Annotated in this window: 18 protein-coding genes; 13 read left to right on the top strand and 5 right to left on the bottom strand. The window is 52.6% G+C overall.

Annotated elements, in window-relative coordinates:
- Nucleotides 1–92: 92 nt before the first annotated feature.
- Entirely contained in the window at nucleotides 93–1025 is a 933-nt protein-coding gene (locus tag CLV83_RS08200; protein ID WP_132290034.1) for an AEC family transporter, read from the bottom strand.
- A 343-nt stretch (nucleotides 1026–1368) separates the two neighbouring features.
- Here CLV83_RS08200 and CLV83_RS08195 point away from each other — a divergent pair, with 343 nt between their 5' ends.
- Nucleotides 1369–3228 carry a bifunctional sugar phosphate isomerase/epimerase/4-hydroxyphenylpyruvate dioxygenase family protein gene (locus CLV83_RS08195; protein WP_132290031.1) on the top strand — a complete coding sequence of 620 codons (1860 nt, stop codon included), beginning with the start codon at nucleotides 1369–1371 and terminating at the stop codon, nucleotides 3226–3228.
- A gap of 69 nt (nucleotides 3229–3297) precedes the next feature.
- On the opposite strand, the gene CLV83_RS08190 is transcribed toward CLV83_RS08195, so the two are convergent.
- Nucleotides 3298–4137 carry a sugar phosphate isomerase/epimerase family protein gene (locus CLV83_RS08190; protein WP_132290028.1) on the bottom strand — a complete coding sequence of 280 codons (840 nt, stop codon included), beginning with the start codon at nucleotides 4135–4137 and terminating at the stop codon, nucleotides 3298–3300.
- A 19-nt stretch (nucleotides 4138–4156) separates the two neighbouring features.
- Entirely contained in the window at nucleotides 4157–4972 is an 816-nt protein-coding gene (locus CLV83_RS08185) for a hypothetical protein (protein WP_165900257.1), read from the bottom strand.
- A 307-nt stretch (nucleotides 4973–5279) separates the two neighbouring features.
- Here CLV83_RS08185 and CLV83_RS08180 point away from each other — a divergent pair, with 307 nt between their 5' ends.
- Complete coding sequence (locus CLV83_RS08180) at nucleotides 5280–5954, top strand: GntR family transcriptional regulator (RefSeq protein WP_132290022.1); 675 nt, start codon at nucleotides 5280–5282, stop codon at nucleotides 5952–5954.
- Between the two features lie 76 nt (nucleotides 5955–6030).
- Here CLV83_RS08180 and CLV83_RS08175 read toward each other — a convergent pair whose 3' ends face one another.
- Nucleotides 6031–7044, bottom strand: a complete 1014-nt coding sequence (locus CLV83_RS08175; RefSeq protein WP_132290019.1) for a zinc-dependent alcohol dehydrogenase family protein — start codon at nucleotides 7042–7044, stop codon at nucleotides 6031–6033.
- A gap of 520 nt (nucleotides 7045–7564) precedes the next feature.
- On the opposite strand from CLV83_RS08175, the gene CLV83_RS08170 reads away from it, so the two are divergent.
- The 9 genes from CLV83_RS08170 to CLV83_RS08130 all read left to right on the top strand — a co-directional run bounded on the left by CLV83_RS08170 (nucleotide 7565) and on the right by CLV83_RS08130 (nucleotide 14778).
- Nucleotides 7565–7756: a CsbD family protein gene (locus tag CLV83_RS08170; protein WP_132290016.1), complete on the top strand. Its 192-nt coding sequence runs from the start codon at nucleotides 7565–7567 to the stop codon at nucleotides 7754–7756.
- A 517-nt stretch (nucleotides 7757–8273) separates the two neighbouring features.
- Nucleotides 8274–8450, top strand: coding sequence for a DUF1328 family protein (locus CLV83_RS08165; RefSeq protein ID WP_132290012.1), 177 nt, complete (start codon nucleotides 8274–8276; stop codon nucleotides 8448–8450).
- 65 nt (nucleotides 8451–8515) lie between these two features.
- Nucleotides 8516–8710, top strand: coding sequence for a hypothetical protein (locus CLV83_RS08160; RefSeq protein WP_243642315.1), 195 nt, complete (start codon nucleotides 8516–8518; stop codon nucleotides 8708–8710).
- Nucleotides 8711–8947: 237 nt separating this feature from the next.
- Nucleotides 8948–9514 (top strand): BON domain-containing protein, encoded by a 567-nt coding sequence (locus CLV83_RS08155; protein WP_132290006.1) that lies wholly within the window; start codon nucleotides 8948–8950, stop codon nucleotides 9512–9514.
- Nucleotides 9515–9529: 15 nt separating this feature from the next.
- Nucleotides 9530–9988 (top strand): PA2169 family four-helix-bundle protein, encoded by a 459-nt coding sequence (locus tag CLV83_RS08150; protein ID WP_132290003.1) that lies wholly within the window; start codon nucleotides 9530–9532, stop codon nucleotides 9986–9988.
- A gap of 196 nt (nucleotides 9989–10184) precedes the next feature.
- Nucleotides 10185–11552: a sigma-54 interaction domain-containing protein gene (locus CLV83_RS08145; RefSeq protein WP_132290000.1), complete on the top strand. Its 1368-nt coding sequence runs from the start codon at nucleotides 10185–10187 to the stop codon at nucleotides 11550–11552.
- Nucleotides 11553–11801: 249 nt separating this feature from the next.
- On the top strand, nucleotides 11802–11987 hold the full coding sequence (locus tag CLV83_RS08140) for a hypothetical protein (RefSeq protein ID WP_132289997.1): 186 nt from the start codon (nucleotides 11802–11804) through the stop codon (nucleotides 11985–11987).
- A 587-nt stretch (nucleotides 11988–12574) separates the two neighbouring features.
- Nucleotides 12575–13027 carry a PA2169 family four-helix-bundle protein gene (locus tag CLV83_RS08135; protein ID WP_132289994.1) on the top strand — a complete coding sequence of 151 codons (453 nt, stop codon included), beginning with the start codon at nucleotides 12575–12577 and terminating at the stop codon, nucleotides 13025–13027.
- Nucleotides 13028–13632: 605 nt separating this feature from the next.
- Complete coding sequence (locus CLV83_RS08130) at nucleotides 13633–14778, top strand: sterol desaturase family protein (protein WP_243642314.1); 1146 nt, start codon at nucleotides 13633–13635, stop codon at nucleotides 14776–14778.
- Nucleotides 14779–14940: 162 nt separating this feature from the next.
- On the opposite strand, the gene gltA is transcribed toward CLV83_RS08130, so the two are convergent.
- The gene (gene gltA, locus CLV83_RS08125; protein WP_132289990.1) at nucleotides 14941–16221 is read right to left on the bottom strand and encodes a citrate synthase; all 1281 of its coding nucleotides are present in this window, start codon (nucleotides 16219–16221) and stop codon (nucleotides 14941–14943) included.
- 432 nt (nucleotides 16222–16653) lie between these two features.
- Here gltA and sdhC point away from each other — a divergent pair, with 432 nt between their 5' ends.
- On the top strand, nucleotides 16654–17031 hold the full coding sequence (gene sdhC, locus CLV83_RS08120) for a succinate dehydrogenase, cytochrome b556 subunit (protein ID WP_104001373.1): 378 nt from the start codon (nucleotides 16654–16656) through the stop codon (nucleotides 17029–17031).
- The gene (gene sdhD / locus CLV83_RS08115; RefSeq protein WP_132289987.1) at nucleotides 17025–17372 is read left to right on the top strand and encodes a succinate dehydrogenase, hydrophobic membrane anchor protein; all 348 of its coding nucleotides are present in this window, start codon (nucleotides 17025–17027) and stop codon (nucleotides 17370–17372) included. Before sdhC ends, sdhD begins: the two co-directional genes overlap by 7 nt.
- Nucleotide 17373 lies beyond the last annotated feature (1 nt).

The raw sequence follows: 17373 nt of genomic DNA, 5'->3' as shown, positions 1-17373 counted from the left end.
TCTTTGAGTGACCACTCTCCCTAGATCTTCTGTCTACGCACCTTAGGTGTGAGTCCGTTCGGGCGGTGCAGGAACAAAGCCTCTACGGTTAATCAGGTCAGTACGCCGAGAAGCAGGGTGATGGTCACAAACGATGCAACGGTAGTGATCAGCAGCATGCTCGCGCAGGTGTTACGGAAACCGTAGTTGCCACCAATGATTGGGAACACGCTCATCATCGGCATGGCGGCGATGATCATGACTGCGAGCTCCAGGCGATGATCGAATGCGGGCCAGAGCCATAGCACCAGTGCCACCAGCAGCGGGTGAAGCAGCAGTTTACCGGTCACCACGGTGCTGATGCTGTATATATTGCCGCGAATCTGAGTCCCCATCAGTGATGCGCCGATAACAAACAGGGCGGTTGGAGCCGAAGCTCGTGCCAGCATATCGAGCGCCTCGGTGGCGACAGCCGGAAGTCGGATCGACAGGGCTGAGCAGAAAAGCCCGGCGGCGATAGCAATAATCAGCGGGTTGCGGACGATGCGAGAGAAGACCGGAAGCCAGATGTTGCCCGAATTTTCCCCCTCTTTGCGTCTGCCTGATTCGATGATGATCAGGGCAAGCGGCAGGATCAGAATATTCTCTACCATGATCGCCAGTGCAAAAGCCTGAGTGATGGGGGAATCGAATACCTGCATCAATATCGGAAAGCCAATAAATGCACTGTTGGGAATCGACATGCCGATCCCTTTTACGCCGCTCTCCACCAGAGATTTGCGCAGCAGGAAGCGGTGCAGTCCTATCCCGGAGAGCAGGGCGAGCAGAGATCCCAGTGCATATACTGCCAGGTAGTTGGGTTCGATAACTTCCCCGAAGTCCATGCTGGAGATGGTGCTGAACATCAGCGCGGGCAGTGCGAAGTAGATAACGAATCGGCCAAGGCCTGGAATCGCCTCCTGAGGCATCAATCGGGTTTTTACCGAGATATAGCCTACGGCGATCAAAAGAAATATGGGGGCGGTAATCGATAAGACAGCGAGCATCGTTCTCTCCATGAAGGCGCGTTACACCCGGCTGCATTGGGCAGGCTTGGAGCGGTTAATTCGGTATATCACTTAACGGGATACCGAATGCTGTGACAGCTAGCGCGAAAGCGGGGCTGTTAATTGTCACTCTTTAGCAAGCCGTTGTGAAATAAGCTTTACGGCGCTATCTATTCAAAATTTTGATGTCTTCTATATTAAGTTAGATGTTATCTGTTTCATTTGATCGGTTAAAAATAAAAAGATAGGATATTTTTAAATTTACCCATTTGATTGGCTGCGAGTCCTGTCGTTCAGGCGGATCCTCTGCGCAGCCGCCACCAGTTCCAAGCGGGGGACAATAATGAAAAAGGCACTTGCCACCGTCACGCTGTCGGGATCTCTGCCGGCTAAACTTGAAGCTGCTGCCGCGGCGGGTTTTCAGGGCATAGAGATCTTTGAGAACGATCTGACCCAGTTCAACGGCTCACCCGCTGACGTGCGGCGGATGGCGGAAGATCTGGGGCTAGAGATCATCGCGTTGCAGCCGTTCCGTGATATGGAGGGGATGCCCGAGCCCTACCGAAGCCAGAAGATGTATTACATTCAGCGCAAGTTTGAACTGATGCATGAACTGGGTACGGACCGCCTGCTGATGTGCAGTAATGTGTCACCCCACGCGAGCAGCGATCGCGCCCGGTGCGCCGCTGACCTGCATGAGATTGCTGAGATGGCATCCCGCGAGGGGCTGCGTGCCGGTTACGAAGCACTGGCCTGGGGCCGTCACATCGCCGATTACGAAGATGCCTGGGACCTGGTCAAACGGGCCGACCATCCCGCTCTGGGAATCAACCTGGATACTTTCCATATGTTTGCCCGCGGCAATACGCTGGATTGCCTGCGCAACGAGATCTCGGTCGAGAAGATCGCCCTGGTGCAGGTGGCGGATGCGCCGATCATGCAGATGGACGTGTTGCAGTACAGCCGTCACTTCCGCTGCTTCCCCGGGCAGGGTGACCTGCCGGTGGTTGAGTTTGTGCAGTGCCTGAAAGACAAGGGCTTTGACGATTATCTCTCGCATGAGATCTTTAACGATGAGTTTCGTTCTTCCTCGCCGAAAGAGAAGGCGGTAGATGGCGTTCGTTCACTGATCTGGCTCGAAGAGCAGGTAGGTAAGGATGTATCGATTCCTGAGCCGGAAATCACCGACGTTGAGTTTGTCGAGTTTGCGGTTGAGGGTGAAAGCGGGGAAGAGCTGGTGCAGCTGCTCCAGAGCCTGGGCTTCCGTGAAACCCACAAGCACCGTTCCAAAAACGTGAGCCTGATGCGCCAGGGTGATATCAACCTGGTACTTAACCGTGAGCCGGAGAGCCTGGCCCGTGAGCATTACCAGTTACATGGTGTATCGGTCTGTGCGTTGGCGCTGGCGACCAATAACCTGAAGGCTCTGTTGGAGCGTTCCGAACGCTATAAGCTGACCCGCTTTGCCAATCAGGCAGGCCCCGGCGAGCTGAATATCCCGGCTGTTCGTGGTGTCGGTGACAGCCTGGTCTATTTCGTTGAGCGCAGCAGCAACTTCCGCTTCTTCGATATTGATTTTGTGCCGGTGGAAGGGCGTGAGTCTGGCTTGGGTCTGCAGCGGATCGACCATCTTGGGCAGTCGGTGGCTAATACTGATTTCCTGTCCGCCTCGTTCTTCTACAAATCCCTGTTCGACTTCACCATTGAACCGAGTCAGGATCTGCCGGATATCTATGGCCTGGTGGTGAGTCGCACCGCTGAAAGTCGTAATGGCCGGGTACGTATTCCTATCAATATGAGTGAAGCGCGTCAGGCATCACCACAGCGCTTTATCCAGCGTTCAAGAGGCTCGGGTTTCCAGCAGGTTGCGTTTGAGTGTGACGATATTTTCGTTGCGGCGTCAGGGGTTGAAAGCGATAAGGTACTGCCGGTGCCGGGTAACTACTATCGCGATATTGAGGCCAAATTTGCGCTGGAGCCAGAGTTGATCGAACGGCTGCAGAGTCTGAACGTTCTTTATGATCGCGATGAAAAGGGTGGCGAGTTTTTCCATTTCTATACGCTTGAGACACACGGTGTATTTTTCGAGGTGGCGCAGCGTAAGGGCGGCTACAGTCGTTACGGTGAAGCGAATGCGCATATCCGCTTTGCGGCACAGTCGCGCTATTACGAGTTGTCTGATGATGAAGGGGAGCTGTCCTGATTAACCTGTCTCGGCATCCATAGCTAAAAAGACTCGGGCGCCTTTGGGCGCCCGATCTGTATGTTGCTGTTAAGCTCCGATCTGCTCCAGAATCCATTCTCTGGAGCGCACCGCGTGCTGTATCGACTCTGCTGGTGCCATCGCCAGATATTTGTCGTTATACACATCAAAGACAAAATCCCCACTGAAGCCCTTGTCTACACAGTATTTCACCAGCCCGCAGATACTGGCGCCATGGCTGCCCTCGCCAGGGTAGAGACGATGGTGGCGGGCGATATCTATCTGGTCTTCAACCAGCGGTACCGATGTCATGGCGAAATCGGATAGCTGCACCAGGCTGATAGCCGAGGCCGGTATTTCATCCAGAACATCGGGCGCCTGCATCTGAGCCTGCAACTGGTAGCTGTCGAGCACCAGGCTTAGATTGCTGTTATCGGCCTGCTGAATTAAATCCCACGCAGCGTCGTAGCTGTTGATGCTTGGTGACCAGGAGAGCGGCTTAAAGCCGATTTTCACCCCAAGAGGTGTTGCCAGGGTGGCCAGGGTGCGAAGATCTGCGGCGATTCGGTCTGCGTCGAGTTTGACATGGGTAGACGTAGCCGGGGTGACAATCAGCAGTCGGCATCCCAGTCGGCGCATCAGGCGAAGGTAGGATTTTGCCAGCTCCATTTTGTATGCCAGGATCCTGCCCGAATGACCGCCAAAATCCTTTACTTCCTGCAGTGCGCTGATCTGAACACCACTCTGCTTGATCAGCTCGACCGAGCCGGAAACCCCGTCGCTGGAACCGGAGAGATCCAGAGCGCCAAGCTCGACAGAGCGAAAGCCCGCAGCCGTTATCGCCTTGAGCTTGTCGTCCAGGCTCCCGGTGAGGCTCAGGGTACTGATGGAAAAGTTGGGCGCTTGCATGCTAATAGCTCCAGACGGATCAACGGGAGATGAATACACGGATCGACAGTTCGTCCGCAGGAACGGCAACTTCAAACCTATCTTCGCTGCCGTCGGACTTCAGTGTAAGCCCCTGCTTTTGCAGGTGGGCGCGCGTGGCGTCAAGGTCGGAAGTGCCGAATACCAGGGCGCTGATACGCTCATCATCAAGGCTTGTGTTATCGGCCGTGTCCAGTGTGATTACAGCCTCGTCATCGATTTTGAGCTCGCAGGCATCGGTCGCGACAAAGCCAAACAACTGGTTAAAGTAGTCGCGCCAGGGGCCTTGGCGTTCAGTGCTCATGGACAGGGTCAGGCCGCGTAGAGAGGTAAGCACTGGTGACTCTTCGGGCTGTTCGCCCAGTGGCTTGAAGTCGATATCGTAGATACTGATGCCATCACCGTAGCGGTCGATCAGGTAGATCTGAGAGCCGCCAATCGACTCAACCGCTGGAATATTAAGCTCCATCGCACCGGCAGAGGTTTGGGTCTCCCAGGCGCCACGGTTCAAAAGATTCTGGTAAGCACTGCTGGCATTGGGTGTGGTTAGGGCAAGGGCGCAGACCGAGGTTCCGTGCAGGTCGGCAAAGCCGGAGGCGAAGCTGTCTTTCGTGAAGTTAACCACCAGGTTAATCGAGCCCTGACTGTAAAGAGTAACGTTCTTGCTGCGGTGCTGAGCCCGTGGAGAGAACCCGAGTTGGCGCAGAATACGGTCGGTCGCCTCGGGTTGGTCCGTCGCCAGTTCGATAAACTCGATACCCTCAATAGTGGGTGCTGCGTCCTGGTTATTACCGGGCTCAAAGTAGGGGTCAGGCATGAGGTGCGCACTCCGTTCTCTTCGCATGTAAACCTGTGGCGCAAAGCGAGCCTTGGATCCTCGGCCTTGCGATGCTGTGCAGTTAACTATAGTGCGCTCCCTGTTGCAGGCGCCACAGCTAGGATAACTGTCGTATCAATTATTTTAAGTCCTATCTAAATCGAATAATAGTATGTAATTGAGATGGCTAATAGATTGCATTAGTTGTGATATGCTGAATTTCTTATGAAGTTGCGTGGATTGTAAGTCGGGTGAGTTGAATGCCTGCCTTCCAGGCAACTCTGGCTTCAACTCGCGAGACTGCACCATGGAAAATCTCGACACTCTGGAAAACAACAGTACCTATCAGCAACTGAGAAACGATATTCTCGACGGTTCGATTGAGCCTGCCAGCAAGCTGTCTATCGCGCAGTTGAGCAGTCGCTATAACGCCAGCGCAGCACCAGTGCGTGAGTCGCTATCCCGTCTTGCTGCGGAAGGGCTGGTTATACGCAAGGGGCAGCGAGGTTACTGGGCGGCACCGGTTTCGGTAGAGGAGTTTGTCGAGGTCGCGCGGCTAAGAGAGATGCTCGAGGTCGATGCCTTTCGCCAGTCCATACTGCATGGCGATCTGGACTGGGAGGCGAATATAGCCGGAGCCCGGCATAGAGAGCTCACCGTGCGGCGTAACGCCGAGGGTAACTACAGCGAACACGCCGGTGAGCTGATCCGCGAAAACCGCCGCTTTCATATGGCGCTGATTTCCGGCTGTCCTTCCAAGTGGCAGCTGCGTTTTATTTCGACACTGTACGACCAGTCCGAAAGGTTTCGGCGCCTTTCGCTGATAAGCCTCGCCGATACCCGTCCGGGGGGCGACGAGCATGAAGCGATGGTGGAAGCGGCCTTTGCAAGAGATGAAGATAAAGCCTGCGCGCTATTGAAGGCACATATAGAGCACTCCAACCAGCGCGTGATCGAGACGCTGTTTCCAGAGCGCAGTTGATATCTATGCGCTGGGTGGATGAGCTTCCAGCTTTAAAAAAAGATCCCCTCCAAGGGCTGTCGTCAGGCCGCTTTGTTTAACAGCGAATAACTGTTTTACCAAAGTGGTGGCCACTATCGAGGTGATGGAAGGCGGCCCGGGCATCCTCAAATGCAAAGACCCGATCGATCACCGGTTCAATTTGCCGGGCGGCCATCGCCTGGCAGAGTGTCTTCACCAAAGCCCGGTTGCCCACCTGAATCATGCGAAGCTCGGCGCGTGTGGCGAACAGCTGATAAAAGTCGATCCCCTCATCGCTCTGGCCGCTGAGAAAACCGATGGAGTCGATCTTACCGCCGAGTTTGATCGCCTTGATCGACTGGTTGAAGGTGTTTGCACCGCCAACCTCAATGACACGATCCACACCCAGACCGCCTGTTAACTTTTTGGCTTTAACGCCCCACTCAGGCTCCTGACGGTAGTTGATGACCTCATCGGCACCGAGCGCCTTCAGACGGCGCTCTTTATCTGTCTGTGAGGTGGTAGCAATTACGCGCGCGCCCAAAGCCTTGGCCAGTTGCAATGCAAACAGCGACACGCCGCCGCTGCCCTGTACCAGAACGGTATCGCCGATCATCGTAGGTGTAAGTCCGTTCAGTGCATTCCAGGCAGTCGTGGCTGCACAGGGGAGGGTGGCGGCCTGCTCAAAGCTGAGATGGTTTGGAATCGGGACAATCGATTCGCGGCTGATCACCTTGTATTCGCACAACCAGCCATCAATTTGGCTGCCATAGGCGCTCTGGCCGATATCCTGCGGGATAGGGCCTTCAAACCAGCGTAAATGGAACAGCCCCATCACGCGATCGCCGGGCTGGAGCTCATCGACACCTTCACCGACCTCGACCACTTCGCCCGCGCCATCGCTACAGGGAATCAGTCCCGGCTGATAAGGTTGAGGGTAACGCCCGCTGAGCATGGCGACATCACGAAAGTTGAGTGAAACTGCACGCACACGAATCAACACCTCACCTCTTTGTGGAGAGGTGCGTGGCTCTTCGGTGAGCCTGAGGCTATCGATCTGAATTGTTTCGCTAGAGCGCCAGCTTTTCATAACTCTTCCATTCCTTTGATAAGGCCTCCATGGGTTGAAGCTCAAGGTTAACATGGTTGGTGGCAAGGCGAAGTGGCGCTGCTTGGCTGAGGCTGTATCGTCTGCGCACAGGCCTGCTTGATTGTGCGGCTTAATAGGCCAAGCACAAACTGCTGAGGGGTAGTAGGGATCGGTGGTGAGCATAGGCTGGCCTTGAATGGCCGCATAGGGGGGGGGACTTTACCCTGAAGCGACTTGAGCTGGGCTGGCGAGCGTACTCTTCGTGCCCAGCGTAAAAAGCTCATACCCGGCGTGAAAAAATTTTAGGCAGTTGGCCTGTGAAAAGGCTCTTGGCGGTCTGTGATAAGGGTGTTTTTATTAAAATATCTTAAAAAACAATTGCTTATTTTTCTTGGCACGTTGCTGGCTTAGTTTAAAGCACGATACGAACATCGTGTGTACTGAGGCGCTTCAGGCGTCGGTGCATTGTAAGCCGCAGCGGGCGGAGGCTCGCAGAATCAGTTCAGGCAAGGAGATAAAGATGAATATCGATATCGCAGAAGGTAAATGGAAACAGCTTAAAGGCGAAGTAAAGAATCGCTGGGGTAAGCTTACCGATGATGAGCTGAACCAGGTTGAAGGTCGTAGCGAGCGACTGGTTGGTCTGCTGCAGGAGCGCTACGGTCTTGAGCGCGAGCAGGCTGAGAAAGAGATCGAGTTTCTGCTGCGCTGATCGCGTCGATATTAACGGATCCATCAAGCCGCCCGGAGGGGCGGCTTTTTTGTGCCTGCTCGCTAGCTGAACCGGTCAAAAATGGTTTTGTTAAACCGTGTTGCCCTGAGCTCCAGGGTGAGTAGGGAGGTGTTGCAGTGCAGCTGCCACCGGTAAGAACTGGCTGGCGATAGGAAGGTTTGTAAAGCGAGAGTGAGATCCTGCGTGAGTTCAACTTGCCTCTACCCGGCTAGCTGAATCGAAGGATTCGGTTGTCAGTCCTCAATAGTTTTAAATTCAGACCTGTTGTACAGCTTGGCCTTCATATTGGTGAGAAAGCAGTGGATCACAGAGCGGGTTCACTATAGTTATCAGTAAACGACGGTAAAATATTCATGATTACCCTGTAAAAAACTGACTCACCATCGCGATATATAACGTTACGCTGCTTGAAACGCACGATATACCGTTATTTTTATAGTTGGCATGATAGGTGCTTTATAAATATCGAGAGAAATTTAAGGATGGAGGGAACGTTATGCTTAGCTGGGCTGTTGTATTTTTTATTATCGCGCTGATCGCCGGCGTTTTAGGGTTTGGTGGTATCGCCGGAGCTGCAGCCGGAATAGCAAAAATACTATTTTTCGTATTTCTGGTGTTCCTTGTTATCAGTGTCTTTGTTCATTTAACACGCGGTCGTGGCCCACGAATATAAACCGTATATTCTGCAAGGCTATTCACAATTTTTGAATACGATACACAAGATCGATGGAGAAAATGATGAAAAAATGGATTGCAATGCCCCTGGTGACCCTGGTTTCCGTCCTGATGCTGAGCGCATGCAGTGAACCTGAGGGGCCGGCAGAGAAAGCAGGTGCCAAGATCGATGAGGTGGCAACTGACACTGGTAACGCTATTGAAGATAGCTGTGAAGAGTTCAAGGAAGGCGTGGGAGCAGACGATACCGACTGTTAAATCCTATTCTTCCTTGTTAAAAGCCCACTCAGTGTGGGCTTTTTTGTGCCTGCTACTAATTGAATTTTTAATGTAAAAAGTACATGGGTAATAAGTAAGAGTTTCACTGTTTTATAAGGGATTCTTGATTTTTTAAATTATATTTTAGCTCTAAGCCCCAATTTTAGGGGTTTTGAATTATTGGCATGATATTGGCTTTATACATCGGGACCAAATGATATATCCAAGGAGGATAGCATGAAGATCAAAAAGACAACTCTGGCCTTGGCGACAGCTTCAATTCTGGCCGCACCGGTTGCAATGGCTGATATGAACGACTGGGAAGGTCAATCAAAAGATGCCTGGCTGGATGGTAAACTGGAAACAGCCCTGATGCTTAACACTGAACTGAATAACTTCAAAATTGATACCGATGTCGATAAGACCGTTGTCACCTTGAGTGGTCAGGTCAGTAATGAGACAGAAAAAGAGTTGGCTGGTCAGATTGCGGCGAATATCGACGGGATCACTGACGTCAACAACGAACTGACGGTCGAGAGTGAGACAGGGGCATCCGATGAGCCCAACGTTGCCGAGCAGTTCGCCAGTGATGTCAACGACCTGACCATTCAGGCCGGACTCAAAATGCGTTACGCCACGTCCGATGGTTTGGATGGCAGCGATATAGATATCGAATCCGAGGCCGGTGTCGTGACACTGACCGGTCAGGTGCCAAGCAATGCCGCGCATGATCTGGCATTGGAGATCGCACAGGGTTATGACCGCGTCCGAGACGTGGAAGATGACCTTAAGGTGGTGAACTAAGCCGGAGGCGATCTTATGTCAGGTACACAGGATAGCGATCTTTTAAATGAGTTGATTGCTGTGTGCCATGACGGAGAATGCTTTTATCGCCACGCTGCCAAGGCTGTCGAGAACAGCGAGTTACGCTCGCTGTTCTGGGAGATGGCAGATAGTCGCCGCCAGATCGCTGAAGCACTTAGCGACAAACTGGCTGGCGCAGAGGGAGAGGGTCGTGACGGTACGGCCCTCTCTCAAAGGATGAGGCGTCTCTACGCCGAGCTGGAAGCCAGATTGTCTCGGGACAGTGATGTCAGGTATGTCTCTGAGCTCGAGCATCGCGAGGCCCATGCCTTGTATAACTTTCGCCAGAGTATCAGTAGCGTGCAAAACACGCGGCTCGCCCAGGAGCTGGCGAGACATCTGGCCTCAATTCAGGTAATGCATGATCGAATGCATCTGATCAGGGAGGAGATTGAGGGACGTCAGAGGCGATAAAACCCTCTCAACAGTACTCAGCGTTTAACCGGGGCATCAGCCCCGGTTTTTTTATGTTCAGGTTGTATTTTGTGCCGAACTTCGTCGAAACGGTTTTGTCACAGCTATTGCTATAAATCGTTGTTAAGAGTGGTATAGTTCACTGTCGAGGTCGCCTTCCTTGGCGACTACTCTAAACCTGCCGGAATACCCACCTATGCCAAGACTCCACCTGATATCCGAGGATATTGCCTTAGCGGAGCAGATTTTGCCCATGCTTGATGAGTCGGGTTTCAGAGTAGCGCAGTCTGCCGAAATGGCGGCGGATCTGACAACGCCGCCCCAAGGTGATGTGGTGATTTTCGCGCCTTATCAGTTTGATGAAGAGCAGTATAGGCTCTATCTCGAACACCCGCTGCACGAGGATGCGGAGTGGATGCTGGTGAGTAATGGCGTTCCTAACCCCTGGCTTGACAAGATGATGAGTCAGGGGGTGGCGTATCATTTCCGCACCCCGATCGATGACAAGCATTTCAAAGAGGTTATTGGCGACTTCTATGTTGAGATTCGTGAAGAGAAGGCGAGTCATGCTGAAGCCCCCTTAACCTCGAATCTCGATCAGTTTGGTCTGCTGCTTGGTTCCTCCGCAGCGATGCGGCGGCTGTATCGTCTGATTCGTCGTGTCAGCCAGACAGATGCAAACGTGTTGCTGATCGGTGAGAGTGGCAGCGGCAAAGAGCTGGCCGCTCGTACGATCCATCAGCAGAGCCCGCGTGCCAACAAACCGTTTATCGCCATTAACTGTGCAGCTTTGACGGCCGAACTGGTTGAAAGTGAGCTGTTTGGTCATAAGAAAGGGGCGTTTACCGGTGCAGTGGCCGATCATGTGGGTTTCTTTGAACAGGGTGGCGATGGAACGCTGTTTCTCGATGAGATCACCGAGATGCCTCTGGCACTGCAGAGCAAACTCTTGCGCGTGCTGGAAACAGGAGAGTTCACCCGTCTTGGCAGCGACAAGGTGATGCTGACCCAAGTACGTGTGGTGGCAGCTACTAACCGCATTCCCTCCGAAGCGATAGAAGAGGGTTACCTGCGTGAGGATCTCTATTTCCGTCTGGCGCATTTCCCGATTCAGCTACCGCCGTTGAGGAAACGCGGTAGTGATGTCATTGAGCTGGCCAAGCACTTTCTTGCTTATCGCAACAAGGCGACGGAGACCAGCAAGGCGTTTACCGATGAAGCGCTGGATGCGATCGGTAAATTTGACTGGCCCGGCAATGTGCGTGAGCTGAAACACTGCGTTGAGCGTGCGCATATACTGGCGATCGATGATATTACGCTGGCGGAACTGCCGTCGCTGACGGAGCGACAAAAAATCGATCCGAACCTTATTCGTCCGGGTATCTCGTTAAAAGAGGCGGAAAAGGCTCTGATTCTCGCGACGCTCGATGCCTGCGAGCAGAATAAAACACTGGCCGCTGAACAGCTCGGGATCAGCGTCAAAACCCTCTACAACAAGCTTGAACGTTACGAAGCTGAAGAGGCGGGTAGTGGTCAGGGTGCTGCTGGTCAGGACGAAGAATAACCCAACTTCCATTCGCGCAGGCTGCCAAGGCCTGCGCAGTCTCCCCTTGCTTCTCTATCCTGAGCACTCCTCTGTGAACAATCCTTTCTGGGCACGCCAGTCTGTGCTGTAAAAAATTCACGACAGTTTTTCATTCTTACCGATGTAATCTTGGGTCTGTGTTAGATATCTGCAATTTAATCCAATAAAAACAAGCATTTATGGTTTGGCATGAGGCTTGCTGACTCTAGCTAAAAGGAGGAGTTACCCATGCTTGGAATAGGTACAGTAAGTTTTGTTATCGCATTGATTCTGTATGTCGTTGAACTGGTCTTTGGTTCGGATTCTTCGCTTGGCAGCATCAGTGACATCCCACTCCAGATTGCTGTTTTGGTGATGGCTTTTTCCGTCATTGCCCATATCGGGCGTCGACTCTGGGTGCCGGAGCCGAACTGACTCTAAGGGGCAGCGGGTTCTTAAGAAATCATTTTTACGATAGCAATGTGAGCAGAAAAGGAAGCGAAGGATGAAACGGATTAAAGCCTTCTCGATAGCGGCATGTGTCAGTGGTCTATTCATGTTTATCTCTGGATGCGTCATGGACAAAAATGAATATGCATCTGTAGCCGACCAGCAGGCGGCACCTCCGACGAGTAGTCAGGTTGATAGCCCCGTACTGACTTTTTGAGCGCTACTGAGCAGCGTGTCGAAGCGTTTATACGAATGGTTGTAAGAGTTTCAGGCGGAACTTGTAAAATTTTCAGACCGAATTTGGCAAATATCCGATCTTGGGTGGTTCTTCGCCATAACTTGTTGATTATGAATGCCGAATAAGTGGCACAAGATTGGCTAGGGGGGATAGGGAGTGTTCCGTACAGGGAGCAGATACTGCTGCAATGATCATCGGTATCCTGTGTGGCGGGGCAATGAATACGATTCAGAGAGAGAGCGTGCAGGATGAGGAGAACCCTCGGGTTCCAGTTGTGGCGCGTCGCTGAATCAAGCTGAAGCAGCTTGGCTGCTGGTGTTGAAAAGGTTCAAACATGGTGGAAGCACGCGACAGTCAGGTGGTGAATGAGCTGATTGCTGCTTGTGTTGATGGCGCGCGGTTTTATGAGACGGCCGCTCGCGAGGTTGAGGACAGTGAGCTGCGCTTACTGTTTCGAGAGATGGCAAGCACACGAGAAACGATAGCTGAAGCGTTGGCACACAAGCTTCAAGAGCTTGGTCACGAACCGGATGTAAGCGGTACTTTGACTGGGCGGATGAAGCAGTTCTATACGGAGCTTCGCGCGCGCCTGGCGGAGAACGGTGACCAGCGATATATTGCCGACCTTGAAACGTTAGAGGCCAGCGCACTCAACGACTTCAAGCTTAGCACTCACAAGGTGGAGAGCAGGAGAGTTGCTCAGGAGTTAGCCAACCATCTCGCTACCATTCAGCTCAGTCATGATCAGCTTAAGGCGTTGAAACAGACCCGCCTCGATCGCATCTGACAAACAGTACGAAAAGGGCCGCCTATCGGGCGGCCTTTTCATGGGTGCAGTTTGAGACTGGAGCCGTCACACAATCCGCCGTTTTGGGAAAAGTCTCCATTTTCTATTCCCCGGAGACTCTTAGTCTTTTTTATCACTGACTAGGCAAAGAAAACTACGCACTACCCGGACCTGGAAAATCCGGCATTGGATTCTATATCGTCAAAGAGATAGTCCCTCTTCTAGTGCCGCCCGGCGGCAACACTGGATCTGAGTGGCGAAAGTGGACGCAGAACTTTGCGCATCATCCAGAACCTTCACAACCCACTCATAACGTGTTGAGGGAGGTGCCAGGCCGTTAAAGAGACCGGGTTCATTGCGGCGCAAGCCATCAATGAGAGCATCTATCCTGTTCATATCGGACAGTCTTTGAGTTTGAGTTCAGTAGTGATCGGCTCCAGTTTAATTAAGTAGTGAGTTACACTCGCCGTCGATACAGCGCTCTGTAATTGCGCTTGATGGAATGTGGCCGAGCGACGCGCTTTTCCTTTGCGGCCGAACACAGCTTTATTAATGGATCAGTAACAATTATGGATAGCGGTTACGAATATCGGCCCCGAGAGGTGATGAAAGACCCTGCTCAAGAGTTTCGATTAGGGGAGGGGCGTATCAGCGCTTATCTCTCTGTCACCCTGGGTGTGCTCAGTGTGCTTTCTGTTCTGGCTTATCTTTACCCCTCATATCTCACTACCACCGATTTACGAAAAGCCTATGATGGCGAGCAACTTCAGCACGTCCTCAAGTACGGTATGTATGCGTCTCTGCTGTTCGGCATGCTGACGTTTGTCCTGAATCGGGCGGCTTATAAAAAGCTGGGGTTGATAGGTGTCGGGTTGACGCTCGTGGCGTTTGCCCTGGGCGGTTACAGCGTGCCGGTAGGAGATGTAGAACCCAGGGAGTTATCACTGGGTGTCGATTGGTTGGTACTGGCGTTTCTTGGATCGACGCTGATCTTTATGACGCTGGAGAAGCTGTTCCCTAAGTACAGCGACCAGCTGATTCTGCGGCCGGAGTGGTCAGTCGATCTCTTCTATTTCTGTTTTAATCATCTGGCGATTTCCGCCATCCTGATTTTTGCTAACTATCAGGCCAGTCACTTTGACTGGGCGCTAAGTCCGTCTGTGCAGGAAGCTGTGAGAGCGACGCCTGTGTTGCTGCAGGTGGTTGTGATTGTCCTGTGCGCGGATTTCGTGCTGTATTGGGAGCACCGCCTTTACCATGAGGTGCAGCTGTTATGGCCGATTCATGCTGTGCATCATTCGGTTGAGAATATCGATTGGCTGGCAGGCTCCCGGGGCCATTTTGTGCAGGTGTTCTCGGAACGTGCGCTGGTGATGGTGCCGCTTTACCTGCTTGGGGCAGATGAGGCTGCACTAAACATCTATGTGGTGTTTGCAGCTTTGCAGGCGGTGTTGATCCACTGCAATGTGGCGATCCCTTTCGGCCCTATCAAGTATCTCCTGGTGACGCCGCAGTTTCATCACTGGCACCACAGCTCCGAGGAGCCTGCACTCGATACCAACTATGGCGCTCATACGGTCCTTTTTGACCGTCTGTTTGGCACCTACCATATGCCTAAGGATCTCTGGCCAGCGTTTTATGGCACGACGACACCCTTGCCGCGATCGGTGATCGGGCAGCTGCTCTATCCTGTTAATGCCAATTGGCAGAGGTGGGAGAGAAAGCGGAGAAGGCACAGTCAGGCGGATTAGGATATTCGACGTTTTTGAGTGGCTATTAGGAGGTCGCTCAGACGGTGAGTGACTGTTGAAATCAGAGGCTTTCATCTCCTGATGCTGAAAACGATGGGATTTCAGTGTTCCAGAAATAAAACAGCCCGCACTTGGCGGGCTGTTTCAGTTGCGAAGTAAGACTTACTTCGTCGGGTAATCGCGCTGTTGCGGGCCGGTGTAAAGCTGACGCGGACGACCGATTTTGTTCGGGCTGGAATGGAATTCATTCCAGTGGGAGATCCAGCCGATGGTACGGGACAGGGCGAAGATCACAGTGAACATGTTGGTCGGAATGCCGATCGCTTTCAGGATGATGCCTGAGTAGAAGTCGACGTTCGGGTACAGCTTGCGCTTAACGAAGTATTCGTCTTCCAGAGCGATCTGCTCAAGACGCTTGGCGATCTTCAGCAGCGGATCGTTTTCGATACCCAACTCAGAAAGAACTTCATCTGCGGTTTTTGCCATGACTTTGGCGCGCGGGTCGAAGTTACGGTATACGCGGTGACCGAAGCCCATCAGACGGAACGGATCGTTCGGATCTTTGGCACGCTCAATGAACTCGGGGATGCGTGATTCATCGCCGATTTCGTTCAGCATCACCAGTACGGCTTCGTTAGCACCGCCGTGAGCCGGTCCCCAGAGTGCTGCAATACCTGCGGCGATACAGGCGAACGGGTTGGCGCCTGAAGAGCCCGCCAGACGAACCGTTGAAGTAGAAGCGTTCTGCTCGTGGTCAGCGTGGAGGATGAAGATCTTGTCCATCGCTTTGGCCAGAGTCGGGCTGACTTCGTACTCGCCGCAGGGGGTGCTGAACATCATGTGCAGGAAGTTTTCGGCATAGCTCATCTCGTTACGCGGGAAGATGAACGGCTGGCCGATGGAGTACTTGTAGCACATGGCTGCCAGTGTTGGCATTTTCGCGATCAGACGATAAGCGCAGACCTCGCGGTGATGCGGATCGTTGATATCCAGGGAGTCGTGATAGAAGGCTGACAGTGCGCCGACAACGCCACACATGATGGCCATTGGATGCGCGTCGCGACGGAAGCCGTTGAAGAAGTGGCTCATCTGCTCGTGAATCATGGTGTGATTAGTCACCGTGTTCACGAAGGTTTCTTTCTGCTCCGGGGTGGGCAGTTCACCGTTAAGTAGCAGGTAGCAAACTTCGAGGTAGTCCGCGTTCTGTGCCAGTTGCTCGATCGGGTAACCACCGTGAAGCAGGATGCCGTTGCCGCCGTCGATGTAGGTCAGTTTGGACTCACAGGCTGCCGTTGAAACGAAGCCCGGATCGTAGGTGAAAAGTCCCTGACCGGTCAGAGGGCGTACGTCGATAACGTCCGGGCCTTCTGTACCGCTATAAACGGGAAGCTCAATTGCATCTTCCAGACCATCGACTGTCAAACGTGCTTTTTTGTCAGCCATTCGAGGCTCCTATCATTCGGTTGTAATAGCTGCGACTTGTTGTCAGCCGCTTAAATTCGGGGGTTCAGGATCGTCTGAGGCCCCTGAAAGAGTGCAACCACTATAAGGTTTGAAGCGTGATTGTCAATTTAGCCGAAGGGCTAATATGTTGCATTGCATCATGAGGAAAATTTCAATTCCATTCATAGGCACAATGCTATTAAAAAGAGAGGGGTAGAGGCCTTTTGCAGCGTGTCGGCGGCATTGGACATAAGGCTAATGCGGGCTGCGCTGCATTGTGTTCAAAGGGGGAAGTGTCTATACTTCGGCTCCTGAAATGACTCAGAAAAGCAAAATATATGAGCGCATTTCAGGCATCTCGAGGTACTACTCTCTGAGCACTTCCAAACAACCGAGTCCTGCAACAGGGCCGAAAGAGTGTGAACTAGAGCCGTGAACAAAAATAGACCTGTAAACTTAGATCTGCGAACAATTAAACAGCCACTACCGGCGATTACGTCCATCCTACACCGTGTATCAGGTGTCGCGCTGTTCTTCGGCGCCATCTTCATGGTGTACGCGTTGAGCCTTTCGCTGGAATCTCCGCAAGGCTTTGCTGAAGCCCAGGAGATGCTCCAGGAATCCTTCCTGGCAAAACTCATTGCATGGGGTCTGGTCTCAGCGCTCCTGTACCACTTCTTTGCTGGTATCAAGCACCTGATTATGGATGCTGGTTTCTGTGAAGAACTGGAAAGCGGTCAGCGCGCAGCTAAGGTGACACTCGTTGTCGCTGTTGTAGCGATTCTTCTGGCAGGAGTATGGATATGGTAACCAGTATTACGAGCTTTGGCCGTAGTGGCCTGTATGACTGGATGATGCAGCGTGTTACTGCCGTCATTCTTCTCGCTTACACCGTGTTCATGATCGGCTACCTGCTGTTCAACCCGGATATGGATTATAACCAGTGGAGAGGCCTGTTCGATGGAACCGGTATGCGTATCTTTACGCTGCTGGCACTGCTCTCCATGGTGGCTCATGCCTGGATCGGTATGTGGTCTGTTTCTACCGACTACATCAAGCCGACCGGCGCCCGTTTCGTATTCCAGTCCGTTTGTGGCCTGCTGGCGTTTATTTACGTTGTGTGGGGCATCCAGATTCTTTGGGGTATCTAAG

This window comes from Marinobacterium mangrovicola, assembly GCF_004339595.1.
In the GTDB taxonomy this organism is placed as follows: domain Bacteria; phylum Pseudomonadota; class Gammaproteobacteria; order Pseudomonadales; family Balneatricaceae; genus Marinobacterium_D; species Marinobacterium_D mangrovicola.
Note: the sequence above shows the minus strand (reverse complement) of the source record. Positions and strands in the feature narration are given on the sequence as shown.

What these genes read in the sequence shown, in the direction of transcription:
- CLV83_RS08200 (WP_132290034.1), bottom strand. Translation starts at nt 1,025, where the DNA reads ATGCTCGCTGTCTTATCGATTACCGCCCCCATATTTCTTTTGATCGCC.
- CLV83_RS08195 (WP_132290031.1), top strand. Translation starts at nt 1,369, where the DNA reads ATGAAAAAGGCACTTGCCACCGTCACGCTGTCGGGATCTCTGCCGGCT.
- CLV83_RS08190 (WP_132290028.1), bottom strand. Translation starts at nt 4,137, where the DNA reads ATGCAAGCGCCCAACTTTTCCATCAGTACCCTGAGCCTCACCGGGAGC.
- CLV83_RS08185 (WP_165900257.1), bottom strand. Translation starts at nt 4,972, where the DNA reads ATGCCTGACCCCTACTTTGAGCCCGGTAATAACCAGGACGCAGCACCC.
- CLV83_RS08180 (WP_132290022.1), top strand. Translation starts at nt 5,280, where the DNA reads ATGGAAAATCTCGACACTCTGGAAAACAACAGTACCTATCAGCAACTG.
- CLV83_RS08175 (WP_132290019.1), bottom strand. Translation starts at nt 7,044, where the DNA reads ATGAAAAGCTGGCGCTCTAGCGAAACAATTCAGATCGATAGCCTCAGG.
- CLV83_RS08170 (WP_132290016.1), top strand. Translation starts at nt 7,565, where the DNA reads ATGAATATCGATATCGCAGAAGGTAAATGGAAACAGCTTAAAGGCGAA.
- CLV83_RS08165 (WP_132290012.1), top strand. Translation starts at nt 8,274, where the DNA reads ATGCTTAGCTGGGCTGTTGTATTTTTTATTATCGCGCTGATCGCCGGC.
- CLV83_RS08160 (WP_243642315.1), top strand. Translation starts at nt 8,516, where the DNA reads ATGAAAAAATGGATTGCAATGCCCCTGGTGACCCTGGTTTCCGTCCTG.
- CLV83_RS08155 (WP_132290006.1), top strand. Translation starts at nt 8,948, where the DNA reads ATGAAGATCAAAAAGACAACTCTGGCCTTGGCGACAGCTTCAATTCTG.
- CLV83_RS08150 (WP_132290003.1), top strand. Translation starts at nt 9,530, where the DNA reads ATGTCAGGTACACAGGATAGCGATCTTTTAAATGAGTTGATTGCTGTG.
- CLV83_RS08145 (WP_132290000.1), top strand. Translation starts at nt 10,185, where the DNA reads ATGCCAAGACTCCACCTGATATCCGAGGATATTGCCTTAGCGGAGCAG.
- CLV83_RS08140 (WP_132289997.1), top strand. Translation starts at nt 11,802, where the DNA reads ATGCTTGGAATAGGTACAGTAAGTTTTGTTATCGCATTGATTCTGTAT.
- CLV83_RS08135 (WP_132289994.1), top strand. Translation starts at nt 12,575, where the DNA reads ATGGTGGAAGCACGCGACAGTCAGGTGGTGAATGAGCTGATTGCTGCT.
- CLV83_RS08130 (WP_243642314.1), top strand. Translation starts at nt 13,633, where the DNA reads ATGAAAGACCCTGCTCAAGAGTTTCGATTAGGGGAGGGGCGTATCAGC.
- gltA (WP_132289990.1), bottom strand. Translation starts at nt 16,221, where the DNA reads ATGGCTGACAAAAAAGCACGTTTGACAGTCGATGGTCTGGAAGATGCA.
- sdhD (WP_132289987.1), top strand. Translation starts at nt 17,025, where the DNA reads ATGGTAACCAGTATTACGAGCTTTGGCCGTAGTGGCCTGTATGACTGG.